The organism is Jongsikchunia kroppenstedtii DSM 45133, assembly GCF_000380485.1.
GTDB lineage: Bacteria > Actinomycetota > Actinomycetes > Mycobacteriales > Mycobacteriaceae > Jongsikchunia > Jongsikchunia kroppenstedtii.
In genome coordinates this window covers 1-24272 of record NZ_AQYG01000026.1, presented here as the reverse complement: position 1 = coordinate 24272, position 24272 = coordinate 1, and the positions used below count along the sequence as shown (strand labels likewise).

At 67.2% G+C, this 24272-nt stretch carries 25 protein-coding genes; 9 read left to right on the top strand and 16 right to left on the bottom strand.

What is annotated here, in order from left to right:
- Positions 1–264 precede the first annotated feature (264 nt).
- Positions 265–1569: an oxygenase MpaB family protein gene (locus G341_RS0100865; RefSeq protein WP_018177213.1), complete on the top strand. Its 1305-nt coding sequence runs from the start codon at positions 265–267 to the stop codon at positions 1567–1569.
- A gap of 21 nt (positions 1570–1590) precedes the next feature.
- Here G341_RS0100865 and G341_RS0100860 read toward each other — a convergent pair whose 3' ends face one another.
- The 8 genes from G341_RS0100860 to G341_RS20565 are packed head-to-tail and all read right to left on the bottom strand — an operon-like array spanning position 1591 to position 8787.
- Positions 1591–2322 (bottom strand): DNA alkylation repair protein, encoded by a 732-nt coding sequence (locus G341_RS0100860; RefSeq protein ID WP_018177212.1) that lies wholly within the window; start codon positions 2320–2322, stop codon positions 1591–1593.
- Positions 2319–3530, bottom strand: a complete 1212-nt coding sequence (locus G341_RS0100855) for an NAD(P)/FAD-dependent oxidoreductase (RefSeq protein WP_051092557.1) — start codon at positions 3528–3530, stop codon at positions 2319–2321. The genes G341_RS0100860 and G341_RS0100855 overlap by 4 nt, the downstream gene beginning before the upstream one ends.
- 59 nt (positions 3531–3589) lie before the next feature.
- Positions 3590–4228: a hypothetical protein gene (locus tag G341_RS0100850; protein ID WP_018177210.1), complete on the bottom strand. Its 639-nt coding sequence runs from the start codon at positions 4226–4228 to the stop codon at positions 3590–3592.
- Positions 4225–4827 (bottom strand): hypothetical protein, encoded by a 603-nt coding sequence (locus G341_RS0100845; RefSeq protein WP_018177209.1) that lies wholly within the window; start codon positions 4825–4827, stop codon positions 4225–4227. Before G341_RS0100845 ends, G341_RS0100850 begins: the two co-directional genes overlap by 4 nt.
- Positions 4824–5591 (bottom strand): hypothetical protein, encoded by a 768-nt coding sequence (locus G341_RS0100840; RefSeq protein WP_155826685.1) that lies wholly within the window; start codon positions 5589–5591, stop codon positions 4824–4826. Before G341_RS0100840 ends, G341_RS0100845 begins: the two co-directional genes overlap by 4 nt.
- Entirely contained in the window at positions 5588–6196 is a 609-nt protein-coding gene (locus G341_RS0100835) for a hypothetical protein (protein WP_018177207.1), read from the bottom strand. The genes G341_RS0100840 and G341_RS0100835 overlap by 4 nt, the downstream gene beginning before the upstream one ends.
- Entirely contained in the window at positions 6196–7482 is a 1287-nt protein-coding gene (locus G341_RS0100830; RefSeq protein ID WP_018177206.1) for a geranylgeranyl reductase family protein, read from the bottom strand. The genes G341_RS0100835 and G341_RS0100830 overlap by 1 nt, the downstream gene beginning before the upstream one ends.
- Before the next feature lie 9 nt (positions 7483–7491).
- Entirely contained in the window at positions 7492–8787 is a 1296-nt protein-coding gene (locus tag G341_RS20565) for a geranylgeranyl reductase family protein (RefSeq protein WP_081622377.1), read from the bottom strand.
- A gap of 166 nt (positions 8788–8953) precedes the next feature.
- Here G341_RS20565 and G341_RS0100820 point away from each other — a divergent pair, with 166 nt between their 5' ends.
- The 4 genes from G341_RS0100820 to G341_RS0100805 all read left to right on the top strand — a co-directional run bounded on the left by G341_RS0100820 (position 8954) and on the right by G341_RS0100805 (position 12503).
- A complete protein-coding gene (locus G341_RS0100820; RefSeq protein ID WP_026303090.1) occupies positions 8954–10396 on the top strand; it encodes an FAD-dependent oxidoreductase in 1443 nt (480 codons plus the stop codon).
- A 75-nt stretch (positions 10397–10471) separates the two neighbouring features.
- Positions 10472–10819, top strand: coding sequence for a hypothetical protein (locus G341_RS0100815; protein ID WP_018177203.1), 348 nt, complete (start codon positions 10472–10474; stop codon positions 10817–10819).
- Complete coding sequence (locus G341_RS0100810) at positions 10812–11456, top strand: Dabb family protein (RefSeq protein ID WP_018177202.1); 645 nt, start codon at positions 10812–10814, stop codon at positions 11454–11456. The genes G341_RS0100815 and G341_RS0100810 overlap by 8 nt, the downstream gene beginning before the upstream one ends.
- Before the next feature lie 78 nt (positions 11457–11534).
- Positions 11535–12503 carry a quinone oxidoreductase family protein gene (locus G341_RS0100805; protein ID WP_155826683.1) on the top strand — a complete coding sequence of 323 codons (969 nt, stop codon included), beginning with the start codon at positions 11535–11537 and terminating at the stop codon, positions 12501–12503.
- A 13-nt stretch (positions 12504–12516) separates the two neighbouring features.
- On the opposite strand, the gene G341_RS0100800 is transcribed toward G341_RS0100805, so the two are convergent.
- On the bottom strand, positions 12517–13857 hold the full coding sequence (locus G341_RS0100800) for a cytochrome P450 (RefSeq protein ID WP_026303089.1): 1341 nt from the start codon (positions 13855–13857) through the stop codon (positions 12517–12519).
- 148 nt (positions 13858–14005) lie between these two features.
- On the opposite strand from G341_RS0100800, the gene G341_RS20560 reads away from it, so the two are divergent.
- The 4 genes from G341_RS20560 to G341_RS0100780 all read left to right on the top strand — a co-directional run bounded on the left by G341_RS20560 (position 14006) and on the right by G341_RS0100780 (position 17797).
- A complete protein-coding gene (locus tag G341_RS20560) occupies positions 14006–14680 on the top strand; it encodes a TetR/AcrR family transcriptional regulator (protein ID WP_018177199.1) in 675 nt (224 codons plus the stop codon).
- A 71-nt stretch (positions 14681–14751) separates the two neighbouring features.
- Positions 14752–16263, top strand: a complete 1512-nt coding sequence (locus tag G341_RS0100790; RefSeq protein ID WP_018177198.1) for an aldehyde dehydrogenase family protein — start codon at positions 14752–14754, stop codon at positions 16261–16263.
- The gene (locus tag G341_RS0100785) at positions 16263–16751 is read left to right on the top strand and encodes an SRPBCC family protein (protein ID WP_018177197.1); all 489 of its coding nucleotides are present in this window, start codon (positions 16263–16265) and stop codon (positions 16749–16751) included. Before G341_RS0100790 ends, G341_RS0100785 begins: the two co-directional genes overlap by 1 nt.
- Before the next feature lie 89 nt (positions 16752–16840).
- Positions 16841–17797, top strand: coding sequence for a DUF7064 domain-containing protein (locus tag G341_RS0100780; RefSeq protein WP_155826681.1), 957 nt, complete (start codon positions 16841–16843; stop codon positions 17795–17797).
- Positions 17798–17809: 12 nt separating this feature from the next.
- Here G341_RS0100780 and G341_RS0100775 read toward each other — a convergent pair whose 3' ends face one another.
- From G341_RS0100775 to G341_RS23905, 7 genes are all read right to left on the bottom strand, one after another.
- On the bottom strand, positions 17810–18562 hold the full coding sequence (locus G341_RS0100775; protein WP_018177195.1) for a hypothetical protein: 753 nt from the start codon (positions 18560–18562) through the stop codon (positions 17810–17812).
- A 30-nt stretch (positions 18563–18592) separates the two neighbouring features.
- Positions 18593–19546: an MlaD family protein gene (locus tag G341_RS0100770; protein ID WP_018177194.1), complete on the bottom strand. Its 954-nt coding sequence runs from the start codon at positions 19544–19546 to the stop codon at positions 18593–18595.
- A complete protein-coding gene (locus tag G341_RS0100765; RefSeq protein ID WP_081622376.1) occupies positions 19543–20550 on the bottom strand; it encodes an MlaD family protein in 1008 nt (335 codons plus the stop codon). The genes G341_RS0100770 and G341_RS0100765 overlap by 4 nt, the downstream gene beginning before the upstream one ends.
- Positions 20547–21707, bottom strand: coding sequence for an MlaD family protein (locus G341_RS0100760; RefSeq protein ID WP_018177192.1), 1161 nt, complete (start codon positions 21705–21707; stop codon positions 20547–20549). The genes G341_RS0100765 and G341_RS0100760 overlap by 4 nt, the downstream gene beginning before the upstream one ends.
- On the bottom strand, positions 21707–22654 hold the full coding sequence (locus G341_RS22825) for an MlaD family protein (protein WP_162140690.1): 948 nt from the start codon (positions 22652–22654) through the stop codon (positions 21707–21709). Before G341_RS22825 ends, G341_RS0100760 begins: the two co-directional genes overlap by 1 nt.
- Positions 22655–22770: 116 nt before the next feature.
- Positions 22771–23799, bottom strand: coding sequence for an MlaD family protein (locus G341_RS20550; RefSeq protein ID WP_018177190.1), 1029 nt, complete (start codon positions 23797–23799; stop codon positions 22771–22773).
- Positions 23796–24272: hypothetical protein (locus tag G341_RS23905; protein ID WP_043450070.1), on the bottom strand; the 477-nt coding region annotated here is incomplete at its 5' end. The genes G341_RS23905 and G341_RS20550, both read right to left, overlap by 4 nt.

Here is a 24272-nt window from a genome sequence, read left to right as displayed (position 1 = left end):
TCAACACCGGTGCCCTGCACGGCTATCCGAGCCACGGCCTCGGCGCGCTGGCGGTCGTCGGCGCGATCCCGGGCCCGGTCAAACGCCGCATGCTCCGATCGGCGCGCTACCGCGACGTGTTCCTGGTCTCGGATGCCGACCGACGCCGCGATTACCAGGAGCGCATCACCCACAGTTGACGACTTCCCGAAACTCTTGACACAAATATGTCTCTTTGTTTCAATGGGTCTAACGACGCTATCCGCAGTGTGAAAGGCGATGTCCATGACCGACATGATCGACGGCGATCTACTAGCCGACCAGACCACCGACCCGGCCGTCACGATGCTCGACGAGGACGCCACCGTGGGCGAGAACGTCTTCTACGCGGGCACGCGGCTCCCGATCCGCGAGGGCGACGCCAGCCTGCGGCCGAAGGACCGTGCCCAGTACCCGGTCCCGCCCGATTCGCTGCTCTGGAAGTACATGGGCGATCCGTTCGTGCTGTTCGTCTCCGGCCAGCGCACCGCGATCATCGAGAACATGTGGCCTCAGCTGGGCCAGGGCGTCTCCGACCACTCGATGGTCGTGAAGTCGAAAGACCCTGCGGTGCAGGCGCAACGGGCCAAGAGCTCGCAGAAGACCATCAACGGGGTCCTGTACGCCGCACCGGAGGATGCGCAGAAGTATGGCATCCAGGTGCGCAACTTTCACAAGTCCATCAAGGGCGACATGCCCGATGGCCATCGTTACCACGCGCTGAATGCCGAGACCTTCTACTGGGCGCATGTCACCTTCTTCGAAGCCATTTATCGCGCAAGCGATCTCGGCGTGCTGGAACGGCCGCTGACCCGCGACGAGAAGGCACAGATCTTCGAGGAGTCCAAGGAGTGGTTCTCCCTGTTCGGTGTCGACGACAGCGCACAGCCGCAGACCTACGACGAGTTCGAGCGGTACCTGCGGAACGTCTTCGACAACGAGCTGGTCAATTCCAAGCTGGCGCAGTACACCGTCGGGCTGGCCCGCCAGACGCTGCGCGTGGAGAAGTTCGTTCCGGAGAAGTACCACTGGTTCGCCAAGCCACTCGCGCCGCGGCTGCGCTGGTTCACCAAGATGATCACGATCGCCGGCCTCGAACCGTCGATCAAGCGGAGGTTGGAGGTCGACGACATCTGGTCCACCTGGGACGAGCGGCGCTACCGCATGTTCGTCGCGCTGCTGCGCACCACCCGTAATGGCCTGCGGCGCACGGGCGCTCCCCTCAAGTATCGGTACACGCCGGCCGCGGCGGCGGCCTTCGCCCGCGAGGGACTGGATCCGGACGACATCACGCTGGAATCGGCACGGCGGGCACTGGCCCAGGCCCGCGCCGAACGCGCCCGTGCCGAACATGCTGCGGCACCCGCGACCGTGCTCGAGGCCGTGGTCGATGCCACCGAGGCCGATACCTGCGCGAAATGCAAGCGGCACCTGGAGCCCTGCGAAGAATGCGCCGGCACCGGCCTGGTCGACGGCGAGCACTGCGACGTGTGCCACGGCGCCCGATTCGGCTGCCGGGTGCATCACGCCGACTGGCGGGTCGCCGCCTGATCGGGCCGCCTACCTGATCGGCTACTTCAACGAACGATAATGGGCACGTTGCTCTTTCGTCAGATGCTCGGTGGCATAGCTGAGCGCGGTGCGGCCCATCGCCGCGGCATGCGCGTCGAGATAGGCGATCAGTAGGTCCCGGTTGCAGCGCTTGCCCAGCTCGCGCAGCATCCAGCCGAAGGCCTTCTGAATCAGGTCACGACGATCGCCGATCACCAGCGGGGCCACGTCACCGGTCAGCGGACCGGGCTCGGCTCGGGTGAGGAACGCGAACGTGGCGATGATGCCCACCCGGCGGCGCCACAGGTCGTCTTCGGCCGCCAGCTCGGTGATCAGTGAAACCGGCGACTCGCCGTCGGCGACACTCGTGCCGACGATCTGCGCCGCCGACGAGTCGACCAGATCCCAGTTGTTCACCCGCCCGGCACGCACCTGCTCCAGATACAGATCCAGCCAGACGCGCCGCGCGGCAACATCGCCGGCGTGCTCGTACTCCCACACCAGCATCAGCAACGCCGTCAGCCGGTGCTCATGCACCCCGCTGGACAGCAACCGGCGGATCTCGCCAGGCGCGATCCCCCTGAATCGCTTGGCGATTCGGCGCTGCTCCGGGACCGACACCCCGGCGAACCGGTCACCCTCGCCGTACTCACCAGGACCGGTCTTGAAGAAGCCTGCCGACGATTGAGCACGTTCGGGCGACCCCGCGGCATCGATCGCCGCGGCGACATCGGCCGCCCGGGCCGCGCTCACAGCAGGTCGGCGATGGGCGTCGACGCCTGGAGCTTCGCTCGCATCTTCATCACGGCGCCCGCCTTGCCCGCACCGACCACGCCCGTGAGCAGGCCGTCGCGGCTGTAGTAGGCGACGAACTTGCGTCCGTCGTCGGACACGATGTGCACCTCGTCCGACGGTGCCGGATGGCCCAGCATCTGAATCTTCAGATCGAACTGATCGCTCCAGAAATACGGCAGCGCAAGCGCTTCCGCAGACGGCAGAACCAGCTCGGCACCGATCAGGGCAGCCTGCTCGACCGTGTTGTTCCAGTGCTCCACCCGCCCGTTACGGCCGGCGCGGGCGCCCCAGTTGGCCACGTCGCCCACCGCATACACATCCGGAGCACTGGTACGGCCCGACTCGTCGCACGCGATGCCACCGCCCAATTCGCGTGAGGCGACCTCGATTCCGGAACCGTCCAGATAGTCGGTCACCGGAACCGAGCCGATGCCGACGACCACCACGTCGGCGGGCAGCACCGTGCCGTCGTCGAGCCGGACGGCGCTGGCCCGGCCGTCGGCGGTGTCGACACCGCTGACCCCGACACCCGTCCGAATATCCACGCCGGCCTCGACATGCACCCGGCGCACCAGGTTGCCGACCTCGACGCCGAGCGCCTGCGCCAGCGGCGCCTCCTGCGGTTCGATGATCGTCACCGACGGCACACCCAGCTGATGCAGGCTGGCCGCCACCTCGCAGCCGATGAAGCCGGCGCCGATCACGATCGCCGACTTCGCGTCCTTCGCATCGTCACGCAGCGCCACGCAGTCGTCATAGGTGCGCAGCAGATGCACGCCCGCGACATCCTCGGTGCCCGGCAGCGCCCGCGGCATCAGACCCGTTGCCAGGACCAGGGATTGGTATTCGATGCGCTCACCCGAATCAGTAACGACGGCGTGCGCGGCGGTATCGATCGACGCGACGCGGACACCCATGCGCAGCGTCAGATCCGACTCGCGGTAGTAGTCGTCGTCCTTCAGCTCGACCCGGTCCGCGCCCCGCAGCACCTCTTTCGACAGCGGCGGTCGATCATACGGCTGGTAGTTCTCCGCGCCGATCAGCGTGACCGGTCCGGTGTAGCCGGATTGGCGGGCGCGCTCGGCCACCCGGATGCCGCCCAGACCGGCACCCACGATGACGATGCCCGCCCCCTCGGTGCCCTCCCGCACAGTCCCAGCATTCATGGTGTCTCCATTTCGTTTTCAGCAGGCTATCGAATAGCTCGCGGCCCGATTTCGCCGCTTCAGTTCTGGACGCCGACTGGACGAAGGTCCGACAGCAACCAGGCGGAGCCGTCATGCACCAACGACGCCCACTGGGCCAGCTGAATCTGCTGCGGGGGCTGGCCACCAGTCGTCACCGTCTGGTTCACATACAGCAGCACGCGGGCCGACCGGCTCGTCTGCCGGTCGACCGCGCCGGCAACCACGGCCGCCGACATCGTCGTGCGCGACTCGACCGCGCCCGTGAGCACCACGTCGGGGCCGCCGCCCCGGTAGTCGGTCAGCAGCGGATCGGCCAGCCGGTCAGCGACGGACTGGCTGAACCCGTGTCCGGGGGTGAAGGTCATCAGCCCGGTCACCGCCTCCCTGGCCGCCCCGACGACTGCGTTACGGTCGGCGGTGTCCTGCGCCGGCTGGTCTGCGGGCCCGAGGAATCCGACCGCGGCGGCCGCGATCGAGATCGCGGCGACGGCAACCACGGCGACCGCGTCCAGCAGGAAGCTGCGCCCGCGCAGCATCGATCGGGCGATCGCCCACCCGGCCAGCAGGACCAGCGCGAAGGCGGCCAGGATCAGCCACCAGCCGGCGGAGTCGACAAGATAGGTCAGCATCCCGAGGCCGGCAATACCTCCGGCGAGCGTGAACACGGTGAATCTCATTGCGCCTGCGCCCTCTCGAGTTTCCAACCCGATCCGATCGCGCGCATCGTGACCACCAGCGCGAAGCGATTCTCGCCGCTGGCCGCGCCCACCAGCTCGGGATTGGTGGCGGTCGCGACGGCGAACAGGTTGACCGATAATCCCGGGTCGGGCCCGATCACGCCGACCGAGATCACCGACCCGGTGCTCGGTTTGTCGCCCGACGCGACGGCGTCGTGGATCTCCGTGCGCAGCGACGAGATCCGCTGGTGCTGTTCGCCGGTCGTGACGTCGAGGATGGCCGCGAGGTACTCGTCCGGGCGGGCCGGATCGGCGGTGAGCATGGTGACCAGCGCGGTGCGCGCGGCCGACAGCGAGGCATCGATCCGGTGCTGTCGATCGTTGTGGTTGCCGTGCCCGACCGCGACGACGATGCCGACCACGATCGCCGCGATGACGACAGCCGCCATCGCCGCAACAGCGCCACGGAACAGCCGACTGTCTCGCCGGGCCAGCGCTCGTCGCGCCGGCAGGGCCGCCGCGGCCGTCTTCGCCGCCGTCTCTCGGGCGCGGGTGACGCGCTCCTGAGCGGCCTGCGCGCGCTTGGACGGGGCGTTCACAGTTCGGTCCTGACGTCAGCGATCCGCCAGTGTCCGCCGGCCCGATCCAGTTGGAGCAGCACGACTTTCCCCGCGGTGCTGGAACGGCCGTCCGCCGCCGTCTCCGTGACGTTGGCGGCGACGGTGATCGTCGCGGTGCTGCGGCCGACCGAGCCGAGCGCGATCCGCGCCGGCTGCCAGCGCACGGTCGTCGTGTCCGGCAGGCCCGGGGGCGGGGTGTTGTAGATGGACGCGAAATCGCCGGTGACGAGCGGTGCCGCCGCGGCGCGGTCGGCCGCGCGATGGCCGGCGCGATAGGAGAACACCGTCGTCACCAGATGGTTCGCGACCGACGGCAGCTCCCGCCGGTTGCGGTCGACCTGGGCGTCGCGAGATACCGTGCCGCACAACGCCGCGGCGATCGCTCCTGCCGAGGCCGCGACGACGAGCACGGCCATCGTCGCGGCGAGCCAGGCGCTGCGTCGACGCCATGTCAGTGCCGGCGCGTCGTCGCCGTCATCGACGGACACCGCCAACGGTCCCGGGCGTGCCGCCGTCTTCGTGGCCGATCCGGCGGATCGCGGCCACACCCACCAGGCGACCACCGCGTAGGCCACGGCGACCACGGTCGCCACCACCTGCAACGAGATCCACCAGGACGGATAGCCCGCGCCCGCCCCGATGCTCACGGCGGCGACGATCAGTAGCAGCGGAGCCAGGACATCGGCCGTCCACGACACGGCCGCCCGCAGGATCGGTGTACTCGCAGCCTCTCGCGAGGTCATGAAACGAGCTCCACCGCAGCGAGTTTCAGCTCGCCGCCGTCCGGCTGCAGCTGCACCCGCAGCCGGAACCGCTTGTTTCCGGCGCCGTCCCCGGTCGTGGTGCGCACGGCGATCCCGGCGGTCACCAGCACGGTCGCCGACCGCCGGTCCCGGGTCTCGATCGCGGTGCCGTCGACCTGGCCGGTGGCGACTGTGCCGACGGCCGCGACGAACTTCGTGTAGGCGTCCGACGCCTGCGCGAACTGATCATGGAAGGCGCCGGTCGAATCGTCCAGGATGCGCTTGGACTGGCCGGGGTCATGCATGTTCGGCGTCAGCAGCAGCTCGACCCGATCGACCGCGGCCGAGCGAACCTGACTGTCGCTGAACGTCTCCGAGTCGAGCTGCGAGAAGCGCACCGTACCCGCGACCGCCACGGCCACCGCGATCACGATCGCCGCGACCGCGACCACCGGCCACCATCGGCCGCTCGACGCCGGCGATTCTGCGGCACCGTCCGCCGGATTCAGTTCGGCGAGTTCGCGTTCCGCGGCCACGACCTCGCGGCGTGCCGCTCGCTCGGCGGCGAGGAGCGCGCGTCGGGACGGTGGTGCGGATTCGGCCATCAGTGGAACGGGCGGCGGGATCGCTTGTCGAGCTTCAGCGACACGTTGCCGGCGAAACGGGCCAGGGTCGCCGCATCGTCGTGCTCGTTCTCGCCGACGAGATTCGACATGAGCCGCATCGCGCCGCGCATGCCCTTCTCCCAGTGCATGATCGGCCGGGCCACGGTCGCGGTCACCCGTGGGTAGAAGAAGATCTTCGCCAGCCGCCTGCTGCCGGAGAACATCTGGCCGTACTTCTCGTTCAACAGGTCCGGCCACATCGTGGTGTAGTCGTCGACGTCGAGCGCCTCCGCCGCGAACCGCCCGGTCTCCAGGGCGTAGTCGATGCCTTCACCGGTGATCGGGTTGACGCAGCCGGCGGCGTCGCCGATCAGCATCCAGTTGCGGCCGGCGATATTCGAGACCGCGCCACCCAGCGGCAGCAGCGCCGACTTCACCTGCATCGGCTCGCCGACCAGCCCCCACTGCTCGCGCATCTCGGCCACGTACTGATCCAGCAGCGGACGCAGCTGCACCTTGGCCGGCCGCTGCGCGGTGGAGAACGCTGCGACACCCATATTGATGATCGGCGAACCCTGATGCTCCAGCTCACCGTTGCCGCCGGAGTTTCCCAGCGGGAACATCCAACCGTAGCCGGGCAGGGTCTCACCCTCGGTGTTCTTCATGTCGAAATGGGTGACCAGCCAATCCCATTCCTTCTCGACGCGCACATAGGAGCGGACGGCGGTACCGAAGACCGTATCCCGATGCCACTGCCGCCCAAGCACTTTGCCCAGACCGGAGCGCACGCCATCGGCGACGATCACCTTCTGCGGCGAGATCTTCCAGGTCTCGTCGCCGCGTTGCAGCGTCACGGACACGATCCGCCCGTCGTGCACGTCCGCGTCGACCGCCTTGGTGCCGGTCACCATCGTCGTGCCGGCCGCAAGCGCAAGCTGGCGGATCCGCTCGTCGAACTCCGCGCGAGAGATGGCGCTGCCGTAGAAGGGGAACGCGCCCTTGCGCGACCAGACGATCTTCCGATCGGTCCCCCAGCCATGCATATGCACGCCCTCGGTGCGCGGATGCTCGCCGAGCCAATCCTCGATGCCGAGCTTCTGCAGCTCCAGCACGGCCCGCGGGGTGAGGCCGTCGCCGCACGTCTTGTCCCGGGGGAACTCAGCCATGTCCACCACGGTCGCCGCACGGCCGGCGCGGGCCGCCCAGACCGCGGCGGCCGAGCCGGCTGGACCGGCGCCCACGATCAGGACATCCGCACTCGCCGGTTTCATTGTGTCCGAACTCATGGGACGACCCTACTTCACATTCGAGTGCCCGAAGATCGGCCGCTCGGAGCGTTCGGAGACCCGTCCGACCAGGCGAAACAGGCGCGCGGCGGCATCCTTGTCATCGTCGGCGACCAGATTGGCCGCCGACCGCAGCACGAAACGGCCGCGCCACCCGTGCGACATCAGCAGTGGCACCAGCTGACGGCCCAGGCGCGGGTGCATGCCGATGGCCCGGATGATCTTGCGTTCGGCCGCGAGCGGCGCGGCGTACAGCTCCTGCAGCAGCGCCGGCCACACCCGCGTGTAGTCGGCGGCGGCGCCCAGCATATCGACGGCGTGCCGGGCCGATTCCATCGCGAAGTCGATGCCCTCGCCCGTCACCGGGTTGGTGCCGCAGGCCGCGTCGCCGATCAGCATCCAGTTCGGTCCCGCGATGTTCTCCACCATTCCACCGATCGAAAGCGGTGCGGCCGCATAGTTTTCCGGATCGCCGACCAGTTGCCACCGATCCCGCATCTGCTCGATGAACGCGTCGTGCAGCGACCGCGACGATCCCGGCAACGGCAGTTCGTCGGACACCATGGCGCCGTAGCCGACATTCACCCGGCCGTCGCCGAGCGGGAACAGCCAGCCATAGCCGGGTGTCATCACCGCGTCGCCGCGTCCGGCGCCCACGGCGACGGTCAGCATCTTCTCGTCCCCCCGCGCCGACGTCATATACGAGCGGGCGGCGACGGCATACATCTTGTCCCGCAACCATTTCCGGCCCAGTTTGTTACCCACCGGCGATCCGGCGCCGTCGGCGACCAGCAGGACGCGGCAGCCGATTTCACCACCATCGGCCGTGCGCACCAGGGTCACCCGACCGGACGCATCGGTCAGCACATCCGACACCCGGACACCGCCGCGGAACACCGCGCCCGACCCGATTGCCTCGTCCAGCAGTCGGGCGTCGAACTCCAGACGCGGGACCGCCGCCGTGACGGCAGGGAACGGCCCCTCGGGCCACCGCAGCGGATAACCGCGACCGAAGACGGTCAGATCGAGTCCGTCCTGGGTGTGCAGCGTCCGCACCCACGAGCCCAGCCCGAGCCGGTCCAGCTCGGCGATCGCGCGAGGCGTCAGGCCGTCGCCGCAGGTCTTGTCGCGCGGGAATTCGGCACGATCGATCAGCAGCACCTCACGACCGGCACGGGCCGCCCAGGCCGCCGCGGTCGATCCGGCCGGCCCGGCGCCGACGATCAGCACGTCGACGGATTCCCTTCCCGGGCCGGAGACCGGCTGTTCCCCGGGCTCGCCGGACACCGGTCGCTCGCTCGTCACCTAAAACCTTCTCTCCGCGCTGCTGCCGCCCCGGACTCCGCCGCCCTCCGTTCCGGCACCATACGTGCCGACTTCCGCTGACCGGAAGACTCACTTTCCGCACACCCGTGTTGTAACGATCGTCACAGTAGGACGCGAGGCATCACTCGACGCGAAGGGACACGCAGTGGCTGAACCGGGGTTCGATGAGGAATTCGACGTAGTAGTGCTCGGGTCGGGGGCCGCCGGCTCGGCCGCGGCGCTCGCCGCGCACCAGGCCGGCGCGTCGGTGATCGTCGTCGAGAAGTGCCCAGCCGACCAGGCCGGCGGCAACACCCGCGTGTCCGGCGGCGGCTGGTGGGTCAACCGGGACCCCGAGCGCGCCCGCGTGTTCCTGCGCGCACTGAACGGCCCGTTTCCGGTCGCCGAGGATGTCGTGGACACCTGGGCGACCGAGACCGCCGAGAACTCGACCTGGATGCGCGAGCTGGGCGCCGAGGTCGCCATGAGCGGCGATTACCACACCGGCCCGGAGTACCTCGAGGTCGACGGCAGCGACTGCTACGCCGGCATGGACTGCATCAAGGGCCTCATGGGCAATGGTCTGCTGCACGGCTTCCTCACCGACGCGCTCGCCACGCGCGACGTCGAGACCCGTTACGACACGCGAGCGATCCGACTCGTCGCCGGCGATGCCGGCGTCACCGGGGTCGAGGTCGACGGGCCGGGCGGCCGGACCCGGATCGGCGCCCGCGGCGGTGTCGTGCTCGCGACCGGCGGGTTCGGCGCCAATCGACAGATGGTGAACGACTATCTGCGCGTGGAGGATTCGGCGCTCTGGGGATCGCCGGCATCGACGGGGGACGGCCAGCGGATGGCGCAGGCGGTCGGCGCGGATCTGTGGCATATGGACAACATGATGACCATCACCGGGGTGCGGGCCGATGACCGGTTCGGCTACTACCTCGCCCTCTGGAACGGTGCAAACTACCTGTGGGCCAACGACGAAGGCCGCCGATTCGTCAACGAGACGGCCGAAACACGGCATGGGCACATCCCCCGCGACGGCACCAACGAGCTGTTCCCCACCCGGCCGTTCCATCTGATCTTCGACGAGCAGATGCGCCTCGCCGGCCCGCTCAGCCCGCCGCCTGCGATCCTGCCGGTGGGCTGGAACATGCTGATGAACGGTGCGCGCTGGAGCGCCGACAACTCCGCCGAGATCGCCGGCGGACTGATCACCACAGCCGACACCGTCGCGGACCTCGCCGACGCCATCGGACTCGATCCAGAGGTCCTGCAGCGGACCGTCGATGGATACAACGACGCCTGCGCCGCCGGGCGCGACGACTACTTCGGACGGCCCGCGGCCGCCCTCGGCCCGGTGGCCACCGCACCGTTCTACGCGCTGCGCGTCACGCCGCTGATGGGTTGGAGCAACGGCGGACCACGGCGCGACGGACGCGCCCAGGTGCTCGACACAGACGGACAAACGATCGCCGGCCTCTACGCGGCCGGCGAGGTCAGCTCGACCTACAGCTGGTGCAAGGACGGCGGATTCCACATCGGCGACGCACTCGCCTTCGGCCGCGTGGCAGGGCGTGAGGCCGCGGCGCGAACGAGTCGCTGACGCCGCTCGAAACAGAGTCCCGCTGACAGGGAAACGCGGTGTGACCGACGTCATATCGCGGCCTAGCGTGAGCGCATGGCCGAACCAACCATCTACATAGTCGACGAAGTCGTCACGAAACCGGGCCATGCCCGCGGGTTCATCGATCGCTATCTCGCCGAATACGCGCCGGGGGCCGAGCGTCGGGGCATGACGCTCGACCGCGTGCTCGTGAGTCCACCGATCTGGTTCCCCGATCAGGAGAACATCGTCACCATCACCTGGACGGTGCCCGGAGTGGGGGCCTGGTGGCAGATGACCGCGATGGGGCGTCATGACGCATCCATCGGCGAGTTCTGGACCGAGATCGAGCAACTGCTGCAGAGCCGCAGCCGCCGCATGACGGCCGCCGCCGACGACGTGGATGGGTTGAACAATGTATAGCGCCACACGCCTGATCGACGTCGCCCCCGGGACGGACGACGCCACCGTCGACGATCTGATGGCGCGGCTGCGCGCCGCCGCCGCGGACACCGGCGCGGTGGGCACCGTTGTCAACCGCACGCTGCCTGGTTCGGCCAATGCCGGGGATGTGTTGGCGCACTTCAACTATGCCGATCGCGAGAGCTGGGGTCAGGCCAAACCGACGATCGACGGCATCCTGGACGAGCCGATCGCCGTCCGGGTGAATGGCGCCGAGTACCAGCCCGGCCAGTCGGGTGCAGCGGCGCCGCGCGCCGCCGGCACGGTGTACCGCGCGCTGCTGCTCGCCGTGGAGCCCGGCACCCCGGAGGAGACTCTGGAACGGTTCGCCGCCGACACCCTGCAGATGCCCGGCCACATCCCCACGATGCTCGCGTGGCAGCTGAGTCGCGTCGACACCGCTCGCGGCGACTCGAACTACACCCACGTGTGGGAACAGGAGTTCACCGACATCAATGCGGTGAACGGCCCCTACCTGTTTCACCCGATCCACTGGGCCGTCGTCGACGCATGGTTCGACCCGGAATGCACCCAGTGCATCATCCGGGAGGCCGTGTGCCACAGCTTCTGCGACCTCGACGGCCAGATCCTCCCCTGACAAACCGACCCTGACCACCGACCGGCCCTGACGACCCATCGGCACTGAAACATGAAGGCAGAGAACATCATGCGAGCAATGATCATCGAGGATTTCGGCACAGCCGACGCGCTACAGCTGGGCGAGATCCCCACGCCCGTTCCCGGCGAGGGCGAGGTCCTCGTGAAAATCAATGCGGCCGGCGTCAATCCGGCCGACTGGAAGACCCGTCAGGGCCGGCTGGCACAGTTCATCGAATACCACTTCCCCTTCGTCATCGGCTTCGATCACGCCGGCACGATCGAGGCGGTGGGGCCGGGGGTCGAGGACTGGAAGCCAGGCGACCGCGTCTTCGGCATGTCGAACCAGAAGGACGGCAAGGACGGCACGTACGCGGAGTACTGCGTCAGCGCGACCAACATGATCGCGCCGCTGCCGGAAGGCTGGAGCGACACCGACGCCGCGGCACTGCCGACCGCCGGGACCACGGCCTACGGCAGCCTGATCCACGCCGGCGAGCTGCAGGCCGGTGAAACGCTTCTCATCAACGGCGGAGCCGGGGGCGTGGGCAGCATCGCCACGCAGATCGCCCGCGCCCGCGGCGCCCGAGTCGCGGTCACCTGCGATCCGGCCAACAATGACTACATCACCGGCTTGGGCGCGGAATTGACTATCGACTACCTGACGCAGGATGTCGCCCAGGCGGTGAAGGACTGGGCGCCCGAGGGAGTCGACTTCGTGCTCGATGCCGTCGGCCAGGACACGCTTCTCCCCCGCGCGACCGAGATCGTCAAGCCCGGCGGACGATACGTCGAGATCGAGACGCTGATCTCGCGGCCGACCGAGGAACAGATCGCACATGCCGCGGAGCACGATGTGCGAGTGCTGTCGAACATGATCGCGGTGACCCGCCAGGACGAGCAGTTGCAGGAGCTGGCGAAGCTATTGGCGGACGGCGATATTCGACCGACCGCGGTCGAGGTGATGCCCCTCGAACAGGTCGCCGACGCACACCGTCGATTCGAGGCCGGGCATGGCCGTGGCCGCGTTGTACTCGAGGTGCAGTAGCTGCTGCCGGCGGTCAGCGGCGCCGAATCGTCACCGGCAGCTTGTCTTTCGGCACCGGGAGCGCGCTGTAGTCCATCGGCAGCACGTAGTCGTCCGGGATGGTCCACTCGTAGCCGCGCAGCAGGTGGTGCATGATCGTCTTGATCTCCATCTGGCCGAAATAGAGCCCGATGCACTTGTGCACGCCGCCGCCGAACGGCATCCAAGCCATCCGATGCGCCTTGTCCTCCTTGCGCTCGGCCGAATACCGTTCCGGGTCAAAGGCGAACGGGTTGGTCCAGATGTCGTCCCGGTAGTGATTGCTCAGGTTAGGCACCTGCACCATCGTGCCCTCGGGGATGAAGTAGCCGTTGACTTCCGTGTCCCGCACGGCCATCCGCGGCTGCGCCGGCACCGGCGTGCACATCCGCAGCGACTCCTTCATGATCGCGTCCAGGACGTCGAGCTTGCCCAGGTCGTCGTATCCCAGTTCGGGATTCAGTTCCAACGACTGCTCACGCGCCTTCTCCTGCCACTGCGGATGCTTCGCCATGTGATACGCCATCTGCGACATCGTGATGGTCGAGGTGTCGTGCGCGGCCATCAGCACGAACAGGATGTGGTTCACGACGTCCTCGTCGGTGAACCGATGCCCATCCTCGCTCTCCGCGTGACACAGCACCGAGAAGAGATCGGGGGTCTCCTTGGCCCGCTTGGCCGGAATGTGGCTGTAGATGAACTCCTCGAGCACCTTGCGGGAGCGAATCCCCTTGCCCCAGCGGGTGAACGGCACGTCGGCCCGCACGAGTCCGACGCCGGCGCGCACGCATTCGATGAAGGCCTTGTTGATCTTGTCGGCCTCCTTCTTCGGCAGTTCCAGGCCGAGGAAGACCTCCAGGGCCACGTCCAGCGTCAGCTGTTTGAACTCGTTGAACAGCAGCACGTCCCGCACCGGGAACTGCTTCATCGCGTTCATGATCATGGGCTGCATCTCCTGCATGTAGCCCTTGAGGATCGTCGGAGTGAACGCCTGCTGCAGGATCAGCCGGTGATGCCGATGCTCGTCGAAGTCGAGCAGCATCACGCCGCGGTGGAAGAACTTGTCGATGAAGAACCCCCAGGCGGGGCCGTTCGCGAAGGCGCGGTCCTTGTTCATCAAGATTCGCTCCGCGGCCTCCGGCCCGGCGCACGACACGATGGTGGTGCCGAAGACGTGCACGAAAGTCACGTCGCCGAACTTCTGCCGATTGGTCTCGGCGAACCCGAACGGATCCTGGCGCAGCTTCATGACCTGCACGAGTCCAGGGGTGTTGGATCCGGGGACGGCCTTCAGTCCACTGCCGGCGGGCGGTTCGGCCAGGATATTCGTCGACATCATCGTCGCCTTTCTGCGGTCCGTCGCGGACATAAGGGCTGTCGCCCGCGTCACACTCAGAGTAACGTTTGGCTACATGCGTGTCCAGACATTGTCCCGGAATGCTCCGGGCCAGCACTAAAGTTGTCCCGGTGAACAGGTTGTCGCTGTGAGCAAGCCGCAGAGCTGGGCGGGCGTGGACGCCGCCGATCGTCGCGCCATGCGCCGCCAGATGCTGTTGACGGCGGCGCTCGACGTCGTCGGCACCGACGGGCTGTCCGGCGTGACGCTGCGGGCGGTCTGCCGCCAGGCCGAGCTGAACACCCGCTATTTCTACGAGAGCTTCGCCAACGTCGACGAGCTCCTCGGCGCGCTGCACGACCAGCTCGTCCAGGACACCGCGGTCGCCGCCTATGAGGCCGTGCGCGCGGCGAAGGACGACCGCGACGTGGTGTACGCCTTCATTCATGTCAGTCTGGCGCGGATCAGCGAAGATCCGCGCCGGGCACGCGTGCTGTACACCGACGCCACCAGCAATCCGGTGCTGGCGACCAAACGCCGAGAGACGCTGCAGATCCTGATCCACACCATCGCGCCGCTGAGTACCCCTGCGGCAGGGCCGAATTCGCAGTACCCGACGGTCGCCGCCGTCATGGCCGGCGGCGCCATGGCCGAATTGGCCGGGGCCTGGGCCGAGGGCCGGCTCGGCGACGACCTGACCACCGCGGTCGACCATGCGACCGACTTCATGTTCGCCTCGCTCGGACCCACCCACGTCCTCGACGGCGTGCAGGCCCGAGCGCTGGCCGCATTCGAGTTGATGCTGGCCGGGGCGCCATATTGAACTATTGACACAACTTCTTATTCATGTTTCATTAATGTGGTCCCTATCGCCGCGACGAAGGCGGATCACCTGTGTCCATCCACGACGCGCCGGCGGCCCCGGTCGCCGAACGCCCCACGTCAGCGGCACCATCGGGGCCGACCCCGGCGCAGATACTGGACCTGCAGCGCGCCGCGTTCCTGCGTGATGGCATCCCCGACCTGGCGACGCGCCTGGATCGGCTCGGCCGGCTGCACGCGCTACTGGCCGACAACTGCGAGTCGATCGCCGACGCGATCATCGCCGACTTCGGCTCCCGGGCCCGCTGGCTGTGCACCGCCGGCGACGTCATGTACACCGTCAACGAGATCCGCGACCAGCGGCGGCATCTCAAGAAGTGGCTCACCGAACCGGCCCGAACTCCGCTGCGCCTGACCGGATTCCACTATCGGGTGCGCCGCGAGCCGCTCGGCGTCGTGGGCATCGCCGGACCCTGGAACTTCCCGGTGCAGCTCACCTTCGTCCCCGCGGCCGGCGCGCTGGCGGCCGGGAATCGGCTGATGATCCGCCCGTCGTCGGTCACCCGGCACACCGGTGATGCGCTGGCCCGTTATGCCGCAGGCTATTTCGATCTGGAGGAACTGGCCGTCATCACCGCCGAGCATGGTCCGGGGTCGGCGTTCTCCCGGCTGCGCTTCGACTCATTCTTCTTCACGGGCTCCCCGGAGGTCGGCATCGAGGTCGCCAAGGACTGCGCCGCCAACCTGGTGCCGGCGACGCTGGAACTCGGCGGCAAGAATCCGGTCGTCGTCGACACCGATGCCGACATCGCCCGCGCCGCCAAGCGGATCGCGGCCGCCCGGCTGATCAACAGCGGGCAGGTATGCCTCTCGCCCGACTACGTCTTCGTGCCCGAGGCTGCCCTCGACCAGTTCACCGATCAGGTCCTGGCCACCTGGCGGCAGGCGTATCCGACGATTGTCGGCAACCCCGAATACACCGCGATCATCAACAGCAGCAACTACGACCGGATCGTCGGCCATCTGCGCGACGCGGAACGCAAGGGCGCCACAGTCACCCAGGCCATCCCCGCCGGCGAGATACTCCCGGACGCCGGATCCCGGCTGATTCCGCCGACACTCATCACCGGACTCCGACCGGAGATGACCATCGACTCCGACGAAGTGTTCGGACCGGTGCTGTCGGTGCACCCCTATCGGACGCTCGATGACGTGATCGCCACGATCACCTCGCGCGAGCATCCACTGACGCTGTATTGGCATGGGCCGGAGAACGATCGGCTGCAGGCGCTCATCGACGGCACCCGCAGCGGCTCGGTGAACATCAACGACTTCATGGTCAACATGTATTCGGCCGCGGTGCCGTTCGGCGGCGTCGGCCGCAGCGGGATGGGCAGCTACCACGGCGAGCACAGCATCAAGACGTTCACGCATGCCCGCACCGTCGCGGCGTCACGCCTACCGGTCGGCGCCGAACTCGCGACGCCCAAGCGACTGCGGACGATCGCTCCCCTGGCCGGTCGACTCTCCCGCCTGACCATCCCGCGATATACCCGCTCCACCGACCCTCGGACCGGGATCTGATGGCGGACAACAAGAATGTGATGACCGACGAGGCCGCAGACATCCTCGACGCCACCCCGGCGCAGGTCGTCGCGGCGCTCAAGGACACCGAGGGACTGTTCAAGGCGATGGTCCGGCACCGGCCGGCGTTCCCGCCCTCCACCGGCGATGCGACGGTATTGACGCGCTATCCCGACGGCAGTCCGCGGACCGTACAGACCTCGGCGGGAGCTCTCGGAATCTCCGATGTCGCGGTCCTGGACTGCATGTGGGGCGCAAAGCACTGCAAGACGGTCCTCCTCTCCAGCCGCGTGCTGCGCAGCCAGACCGTCGACTACTTCCTGTCCACGCACCCGGACGGCTGTCTGCTGCGCGTCGTGAGCCGGACCGAGTTGAAGATCAAGCTGCCCGCCCTGGTGCTGCGCCAGATCACCAGGCTCCACCGGCAGAGCCTCGAGATCGGCCACCGCGCATTGGAAGACGTGCTCGCCGCCCACGCCGCGTCCTGACGGCCACCGCCGCGGATCGCCCGAATCCGTATCTGACCAGGTGTTCGATTCTGTAGAGTTCGCCCAATACTCGGGTATTGGGGACCAGCATGATCATCGGACCGTATGCGGACAGCAACGACGAATTTCATCCGCCGGCGGACCCTGACGATCCGGAATGGACCGAGACGTGCTGGTTCACCTTCACCGTGCCGGAACGCAGGCTGTCCGGGCAGTTGTACCCGTTCTTCAAGCCGACGCTGGGGGTGACCGCAGCCGGGGCGTATTTCTGGGACGACACGGGCGACCAGATCTGGAATTGCCTGTATGCGAAGAACTTCTGGCATCTGCCATTACCGCAGGAGCCACTGTCGAACCTGCGGCTCGGCAACGGTGCGAGCTACGAGGTGATCGAGCCCGGAATGCAGTACCGGATCGGCTACACCGACCCGGACGACGGCGACGAGATCCACGTCGACCTGACGTTCACCGGGGTCGCCCAGCTGCATCTGCTCGGCGAGAGCCACCTGGACCAGCCCGGCCGGTATCGCGGCGAGATCATCCTGCGCGGCGAACGGATCCCGGTGGACGCCTTCGGGTTCCGGGACCGGTCCTGGGGTCATCGGACACAGCATGGCCAGGGCATCCATGCCACGCCGAGTAAGCGCGGCGGCTACAGCTATGCCAATGCCGCTGACGGGCAAGGGTTTCACGCGATCACGATGGATTTCGGCGACGGCAACGCGATCGCCATCCACGGCTACATCGTGGCCGACGGCCAGTGGGGCAAGCTGGTAGAGGGCCGACACGACGTGCTCGACCGGGACAACTCGACCGGCGCACCGACACGCGTCCGGGTCACGGCGACAGACGAACACGGGCGGACGATCGAGGCGGTCGGCCGCGCGATCAATCGTCTGGGGTTCGCGATCAATCCCAACCTGTGGACGTGGAACTGCCTCACCGAGTGGTCGTGGAACGGCGTCACCGGCTACGGCGAAGATCACGACAACTGGAGCATGGCGGGTCAGCGGGAGTTCGCGCGGGCGTTTCTCGGCTCGCCATAGCGGAGCAACCGCTCAGCCACCCGCCCCCGGGGCACTCGGATTCGCAGGATCGGGTTGCGGCACAGCAGGATCGGCGCCGGTCGGCAGTCCGGCGGGCTGCGCGGCGTCATTCGTGTTGGCCGCGTTCGAGATCACCCAGTCGTTGTCGGTCCGGCCCTTGTTCAGCACCACCGAGTAGGCCGTCACCAGCGTGTACTGGCCCTGCAGACTCTTGTTGGACACGTTCACGAACACCTGCACGGTGTAAACATCGTCGTGATGTCCGGTCGTGCGGGCCATCATCAGCCGCGAGGTCGACGTCCACTGCAGCGATTTGAGGATCGGCTCGGCCAACTGCGCGGCGCCCTGCATGCTCGCCTTGAACTGATCCGTCACCCCTTGCGTGACAGCGGCTTTCCACGCATCGAGGTCGTTGTAGTCGAAGTTCGATACCCGCACGGCATAGTCGCTCGCGACCTTCTCCGCTTTCGCATCGGTCGCCGCCTGCGCCGCCGCACGGTCCTGCTTGCCGATGGCATCACTCCATTTGACACCGAAGACGATGGCGCAGGTCGTCGCTACGATCGCCACGAGGGCCAACCCGAGCATCGTTACCCGGCCGCGAGAAAGCATGGAACGCAGGCGATCCAACCGCGAGTACCCATCGCCATCGCCGGGCTGATCGTCCGCGCCAGAGGCGGCCGTCGGCCTGTCGGTCACCGCAACCGAGCCCGGGTCGGCGACCGCCGTCTTCTCCTCTACCCGATCCGAACCGTCGTCAGTCATCTGATCCTTCTTTCCATCGACAGTTGTTCATCAGTTGTCCGGCACGGAGGCGTGCACGTTCACGTGGCCGTCCTGCACCGCCTGCAGGAGGTTGCGCAGCATCGCGCCGAAATCGAAGTCGGCGAGGATCGGCCCGGAGGCCTGCGACGTCGGTCGCAACAGTTCGCCGACGATGGCCAGGCTCGGCAGCACCTTCCCGAGCTGATCGAAGATGTAGCCCGCATTAGCCTGTCCCGGAACGAGATTCTTCGCGCCGCCGATGGCGAGAGTCGGCGGGATGAGTGATTGGCCTAGATCGGACGTCTTGAAGATGAACTGGCCTATTCCCTCGAGCCCCGGGCCGACCAGCGGGCGGAGTTGCGGCAGCTGGTCGACCACTCGATTCACGCCGCCGAGCGCCGGGCCCAGCGATTGGCGTTGCAGCATCAGCAGGGCGGCCAGCTTCTGCGCCATGGCGCTGATGTTCGGGACATCGTTGTCCACGTCGGTCAGCGCGGTATTGAGGGCGGCGACGACCCGCTGTACCTCCGTCGGGCTGATCTGCTGCAGCATCTGCGATGACGTGGCGATGAGTTCGGGGATCGACGTGGGCAGCTCGGCGTCCATGCGGGCGACCCGATCCCCATCGCGCAGTACCGGTCCCGTGCCGTCACCGGTGAACTCGAACACGGTCTCGCCGAGCAGCGACAGCGACTGCACCGAGACCTGGCTGTCGGTCGGAATCCGGTACTTGTGGTCGTACGACAGGGCCACCTCGACGCCGCCGTCGGTGCCGCGCACGTCGGTCACCTTGCCGACCACCACGCCGTTGTAGGTCACCTCGACGCCGGACTTCAGGCTGCCGGACCCGGCGAGTTCGACGACGACCCTCGTATTCCGATCCAGCGGGTCGGCCCGCAGGACGTCGTAGATCAGATAACGCCCGCCGAATACCAGGACCAGCACCAGAATCAGGCCGGACAGCCACAGCGGCATTCGATTCATCGGGCCACCCCGATCATCCGCAACAGCTGCGTGACGCTCTGCAGTTTGCCGGCGTCGATCACCTGTGTTCCCACGGACAGCTGGGCCACGTTGACACTCGCGCCGGTGCGCCAGAACTGCGAGATCCGGGAGGCGAAGACGTCAACGAAGTCCTGCGCGTTGCCCGGGAACTGATCGCCCCGCGCCGACGGCTCTCGGATCAGCGGAATCACCTTGGTCAGGAAGGTGTTCAGCGTCGTCAGGAACGGCGTCAGCGGCACCGCCGCGTCGAGGATCGACTTCATTCCGGTGAACAGACCGAACGCGGCGGCCAGATTGGGATTGAGCCGGTCCATCGCGACCCGCCCCTGCTCACTGAACATGAACGCCAGCTCGCGCTGCAGGCCCTGGAGCATATCCGCCATCCGCTGCGTACCGCCGAGCAATTGACCGATGTCCGGGATCGATCGACCGGCACCACGGATCTGGGTCGACACAAAGCTCGCGAGCGCTCGCGACTCCGGAAGCGATTGCGGGAACTGCTGTTCCACCATGTCGAGGGCATCCTGCAGGGCGATGATGGATCCGCCGTTGATGAATGTCGCCATCGTCGACAGGGTGTCCTCCACCTGCGCGCCGACGTAGGTGTCGCGGACCGGGATGACCCCGCCCACGGGGATCGCAGGCCGATCCGCCGGTGCCGGAGTCAGACTGACATAGATGTCGCCCAGGGCGGTCGTCTGCTTCAGCTCCGCCCGGGTCCCCTGTGGGACGGCACCGCGGACCTCGCACACCGCCACGGCGCCCGACCCGGCGAGCTCGGTTCGAGTGACTCTGCCGATGTCGGCGCCGCGCATCGAAACGCGCGCTCCAACTGGAAGATTCAACACGGACGCGAACTGGATTCGAAGCTCGTGACCGCCGCTCGCCGTCGACAGGTCCACCCGCTCCGGATTGAATCCGCAGCCGACCAGCCCGAGCGCGACCGTGAGCAGAATCGCGACCACCGTCGCCGCGCGCCTCATCGGCCACCCCCACGAACAGGGGCCGGTGCTGACGCATTCTGATGTCCGCTCATCGCCGCCATCACCAGCTGCACGACCGGCAACCCGGGTTGCGGCGGTCCCCCGCACAGCCGCGCCGCGGCCGGTCCCGCCGCCCCGCACAGCGCGGCCGCCTGCACCGAAGTCAGCGCGACCTTTGGCGGATCGATACCGAGAGTGATGGCCCCCGGCGTGGTCACCAGCATGCCCTGCAACGCGGTGAAGAATCCCGGAAGTCCGCTCAGCGCCGCCTGGATGTCATTGCGGTGCTGCTTGATCGAATCCAGCGCGGCGAGCACCGACGGCATCGCCTGCTCGACCCCCGGCCGCACGTACTTCGGAAACCAGTCGGGCAGCATCTTCTGGTACAGGACCACCAGCAGCGACCCGATATTGGTCACCAGGTCGGCCGCCACGCCGAATACCTGCCCGACCACCTTGATGGTGCCGATCAATTGCGACTGAATCGGTTCCAGTACACCGATATTGCGGTTCGCCAGGTCCATCAGTGGTCCGATCTGCGTAAGCACGACCCGCAGCTGTGCGATGAACTGATCCGGCTGGTCCACCGCTCGCGACAGCTGATCCAGGGTCTGTCTGATCTGCGGTCCTCGATCGCCCAGTTGCGAGCCCGTGATGTGCAGCAGGGTGGACAACGGCGACTGGCCGGTCGCGTCGGGCTTGGCCAGCGATTGCACCATGTCGTTCATCGACTTCAGCGCGTTGTTCACCGACACCGGGACCTGTCCGGAGATACACTGTCCCGCAGTCCATTTTCCCTGCCGCGGATCGAGTGCCCCGACCAGCTCTACATGCCGGTCGTTGATCACCGCATTGTTCACCACCGCCACCTTCACGGTGTCGGCGATGTCTCCGCGATCGAGTCGCAGCCCCAGGCGAACCCCCGCGCCGCGGGGCGAGATGGAGCTGACGCGGCCGACATCCATGCCGCGAATGGTCACTGCGGCATCCTTGTAGAGTCCCGTCGCGTCGGAAACCGTTGCGCAGTATGCATATTTGTCCAGACTGCGGACCCAGTACCAGACACCCGCACCACAGACCAACGCGGTTATCACCACGGCCGCAACGACTTTCCGACGTGGCAATGCCGTCACCCGGGCCCTGAGCGCCGTCAACATCAGCAGCCTCGATTCGGTGTCGGCACGCAGGCCTGCGAGAGTCGCAGCAGCTCTTGCGAGCGTTTGACGACGGGCACGCCGGCGGGGCTCACGCTGTCGGCCAATCCGTTGATGATTCCCGACAGCCGCGAGATCAGACTGCCGACCGAGCCGCCGAGTTCGTCCAGGCTCGGCTGCACGCTGATGAGCGTCTCGACGATCGGCACGAACTTCTGATTGGCCAGCGGCGGAACGGATGCGCCGAGGAACCCGATCAGCGAGTTCAAGTCCCCGAGCAGGGGACCGATGTTGCCGATGTAGGGGTACAGCTGGGTGATCAGGTTGGCCAGCGCGTCGACCACCGAGTCGATCTGCTTGCGGTTCTCCGTGATCACATCGGCGTAGTTACCGGTCAACTCGAGGATCGCGTCAACCGCACGACGCTGCTGCGCGAAGACGGCCGACAGCTTGTCGGCGCTGGTCACCATGTCGGTCAGGCCGCCGTTCGGGATGGCGCGCAGCGTGTCGGATACATCGGCGAGGGTGCGCTCGAGGCCGGCCGTGTCCACCTGCCGAATCTTCACCGTGGCGTCCGGCAGCAGCTTGCTGACCTGATACGGCAGGGTCACCCGGTCGGGCGGGATACCCTCGGCGCCAATCGTTCCCGGGCCGGCCGGGGTGACCGCCAGGTACACACCACCGATCGGCGTCGCCATCCGGACGTCCACTGCCGACTCCCGCCCGATCCGGATCCCGTCGCGGACGGTGAACAGCACCCGCACCGCCTCGTCCTGCAGCTTCATGCTGACGACCTTGCCGACCCGCACCCCACCGACCCGCACATCGGCGCCCGGAACCACGTTCCCCGATTCGGGGAAGTTGGCCACGAACTGGCGGTACCCCGGCGGATGCACGTACAGGAGCGCGGCCACCGCCACGAGCGCGACCACAACGCACAGTGACGCCATCGCCCACCAGAATTGAGCGATTCGGCTCGCCTCCTCACCGCCGGACCGCCGCCGCGTCTCCGCGAATCGAGCTCGCAGTCTGCTCGTCAGGGATTTCGTCATCAGGGATTGCCCCATCAGGGATTGCACAGCGTCACCGCCCGCATGTCGATGAGCATCGTGAGCTCGCGAGGCAACGGCTCGGTTCCGTTGCGACACTTACCGACCAGGTTCATCGGCCCGAGCATTCCCATGACACCGTCGACCACCGACGGCAGCTTGCGGATCGCAGCGAGCACCGGTTCGACGTCGAGGTGATCGTAGAGTTGCTGGAATCGCTGTTTGGTGTTGTCGGTGCCGCCGACCAGCAACCGGTCGAGATTGTCGAAGAGCCCACCGAGCTGTCCCAGCGGTCCCAGCCCCGTCGACATCAACGTCACCAGGCCCGGGGTAGCCGGGCGCAGGGTCACGAACATATTCGATACGGCATCGAGCAGCGACTTGATCGAGGCGGTCTGCCCGAGCATCTGCTTGGAGACCTGCTGGAGGTTGATCAGGATCTGATTGATCACCTGATCGCGATCGCCGGCGTACTTGATCAGCGTGGTGATGTCGTTCGCGACACTGGTGAGCCCGTCGTCCTGCTGGCCTTCCAGAAAAGCCTGCACGTGTAATCCCAGCTGGTTGAACAGATCCGGATTCACCTCCCGCAGCAGCGGGCGAAGACCGTTGAAGAGGGTGGTCAGGTCGAGCGACGACATCGTCCAGCAGGCCGGAATGTCCGCTGCGGTCTGCACCGCCGGCTCGCAGCCCGGGACCGCCTGACGATCCACGATCGAGACATAGCGCTGCCCCACCAGATTCTGGAACCTGATCGCGACGGACTGTCCGTCGCCGAGTCGGTGGCTGCGTTGCACCGTGAACGTGACCCGCGCTTGCACGCCGTCGTCGGCGACGGTCACATCCTTGACCTTGCCGACCTGCACGCCGTCGAGCCGGACGTCAGCACCCGACCGCAGACCGAACGCGTCGTAGAACCGGGCGTGGTAGGTGTCGGTCGCGCCGGATACGGGCCGCTCGATCGCGGAGGCGATGACGTAGGTGATCGCGATGACCGCCACGATGAAAATGCAGAGGAACGCCAGCGACTTTCGGAAGGAGCTCATCGCTGCCCTCCGCCCGCCGCGGTGGCCAGTCCCGGAATCAGCGTCAGCGATGTCTCGAGCGTCGGCCGCCCGTCGATGCTCGGAATGGCCCGATCCAGCCGCCTGATCAGTTCAGAGATCTGGCCCGCGTTCACGTTGCGCATCGCATAGTTCAACGGCCCCAGGTAGTCGCCGACGACATCGAAGGCGGGCAGCGCCAGATCGAGCGTCTTGAGCACTCGCGCAATGCCCTGGTCGCCGATGAATCCGCCCAACGCGTGAAACGTGTCGAGGTACCACTGCGATTGCTCGGCGTTCTTGAAGATCGGAATGCTGGTGATGTCGTAAAGTCCCGCGAGCACCTCCCGTATGGACGGCACCGCGGTGTTCAGCGTGGTCTGCACTCCGTTGAGGAAACGACCGATCTCGAGGGGGTATCGCGCCTGCGCCTCCCGCAGCGCGCGGACGAGCTCGAGACCGGCGGTCGCGGCCGG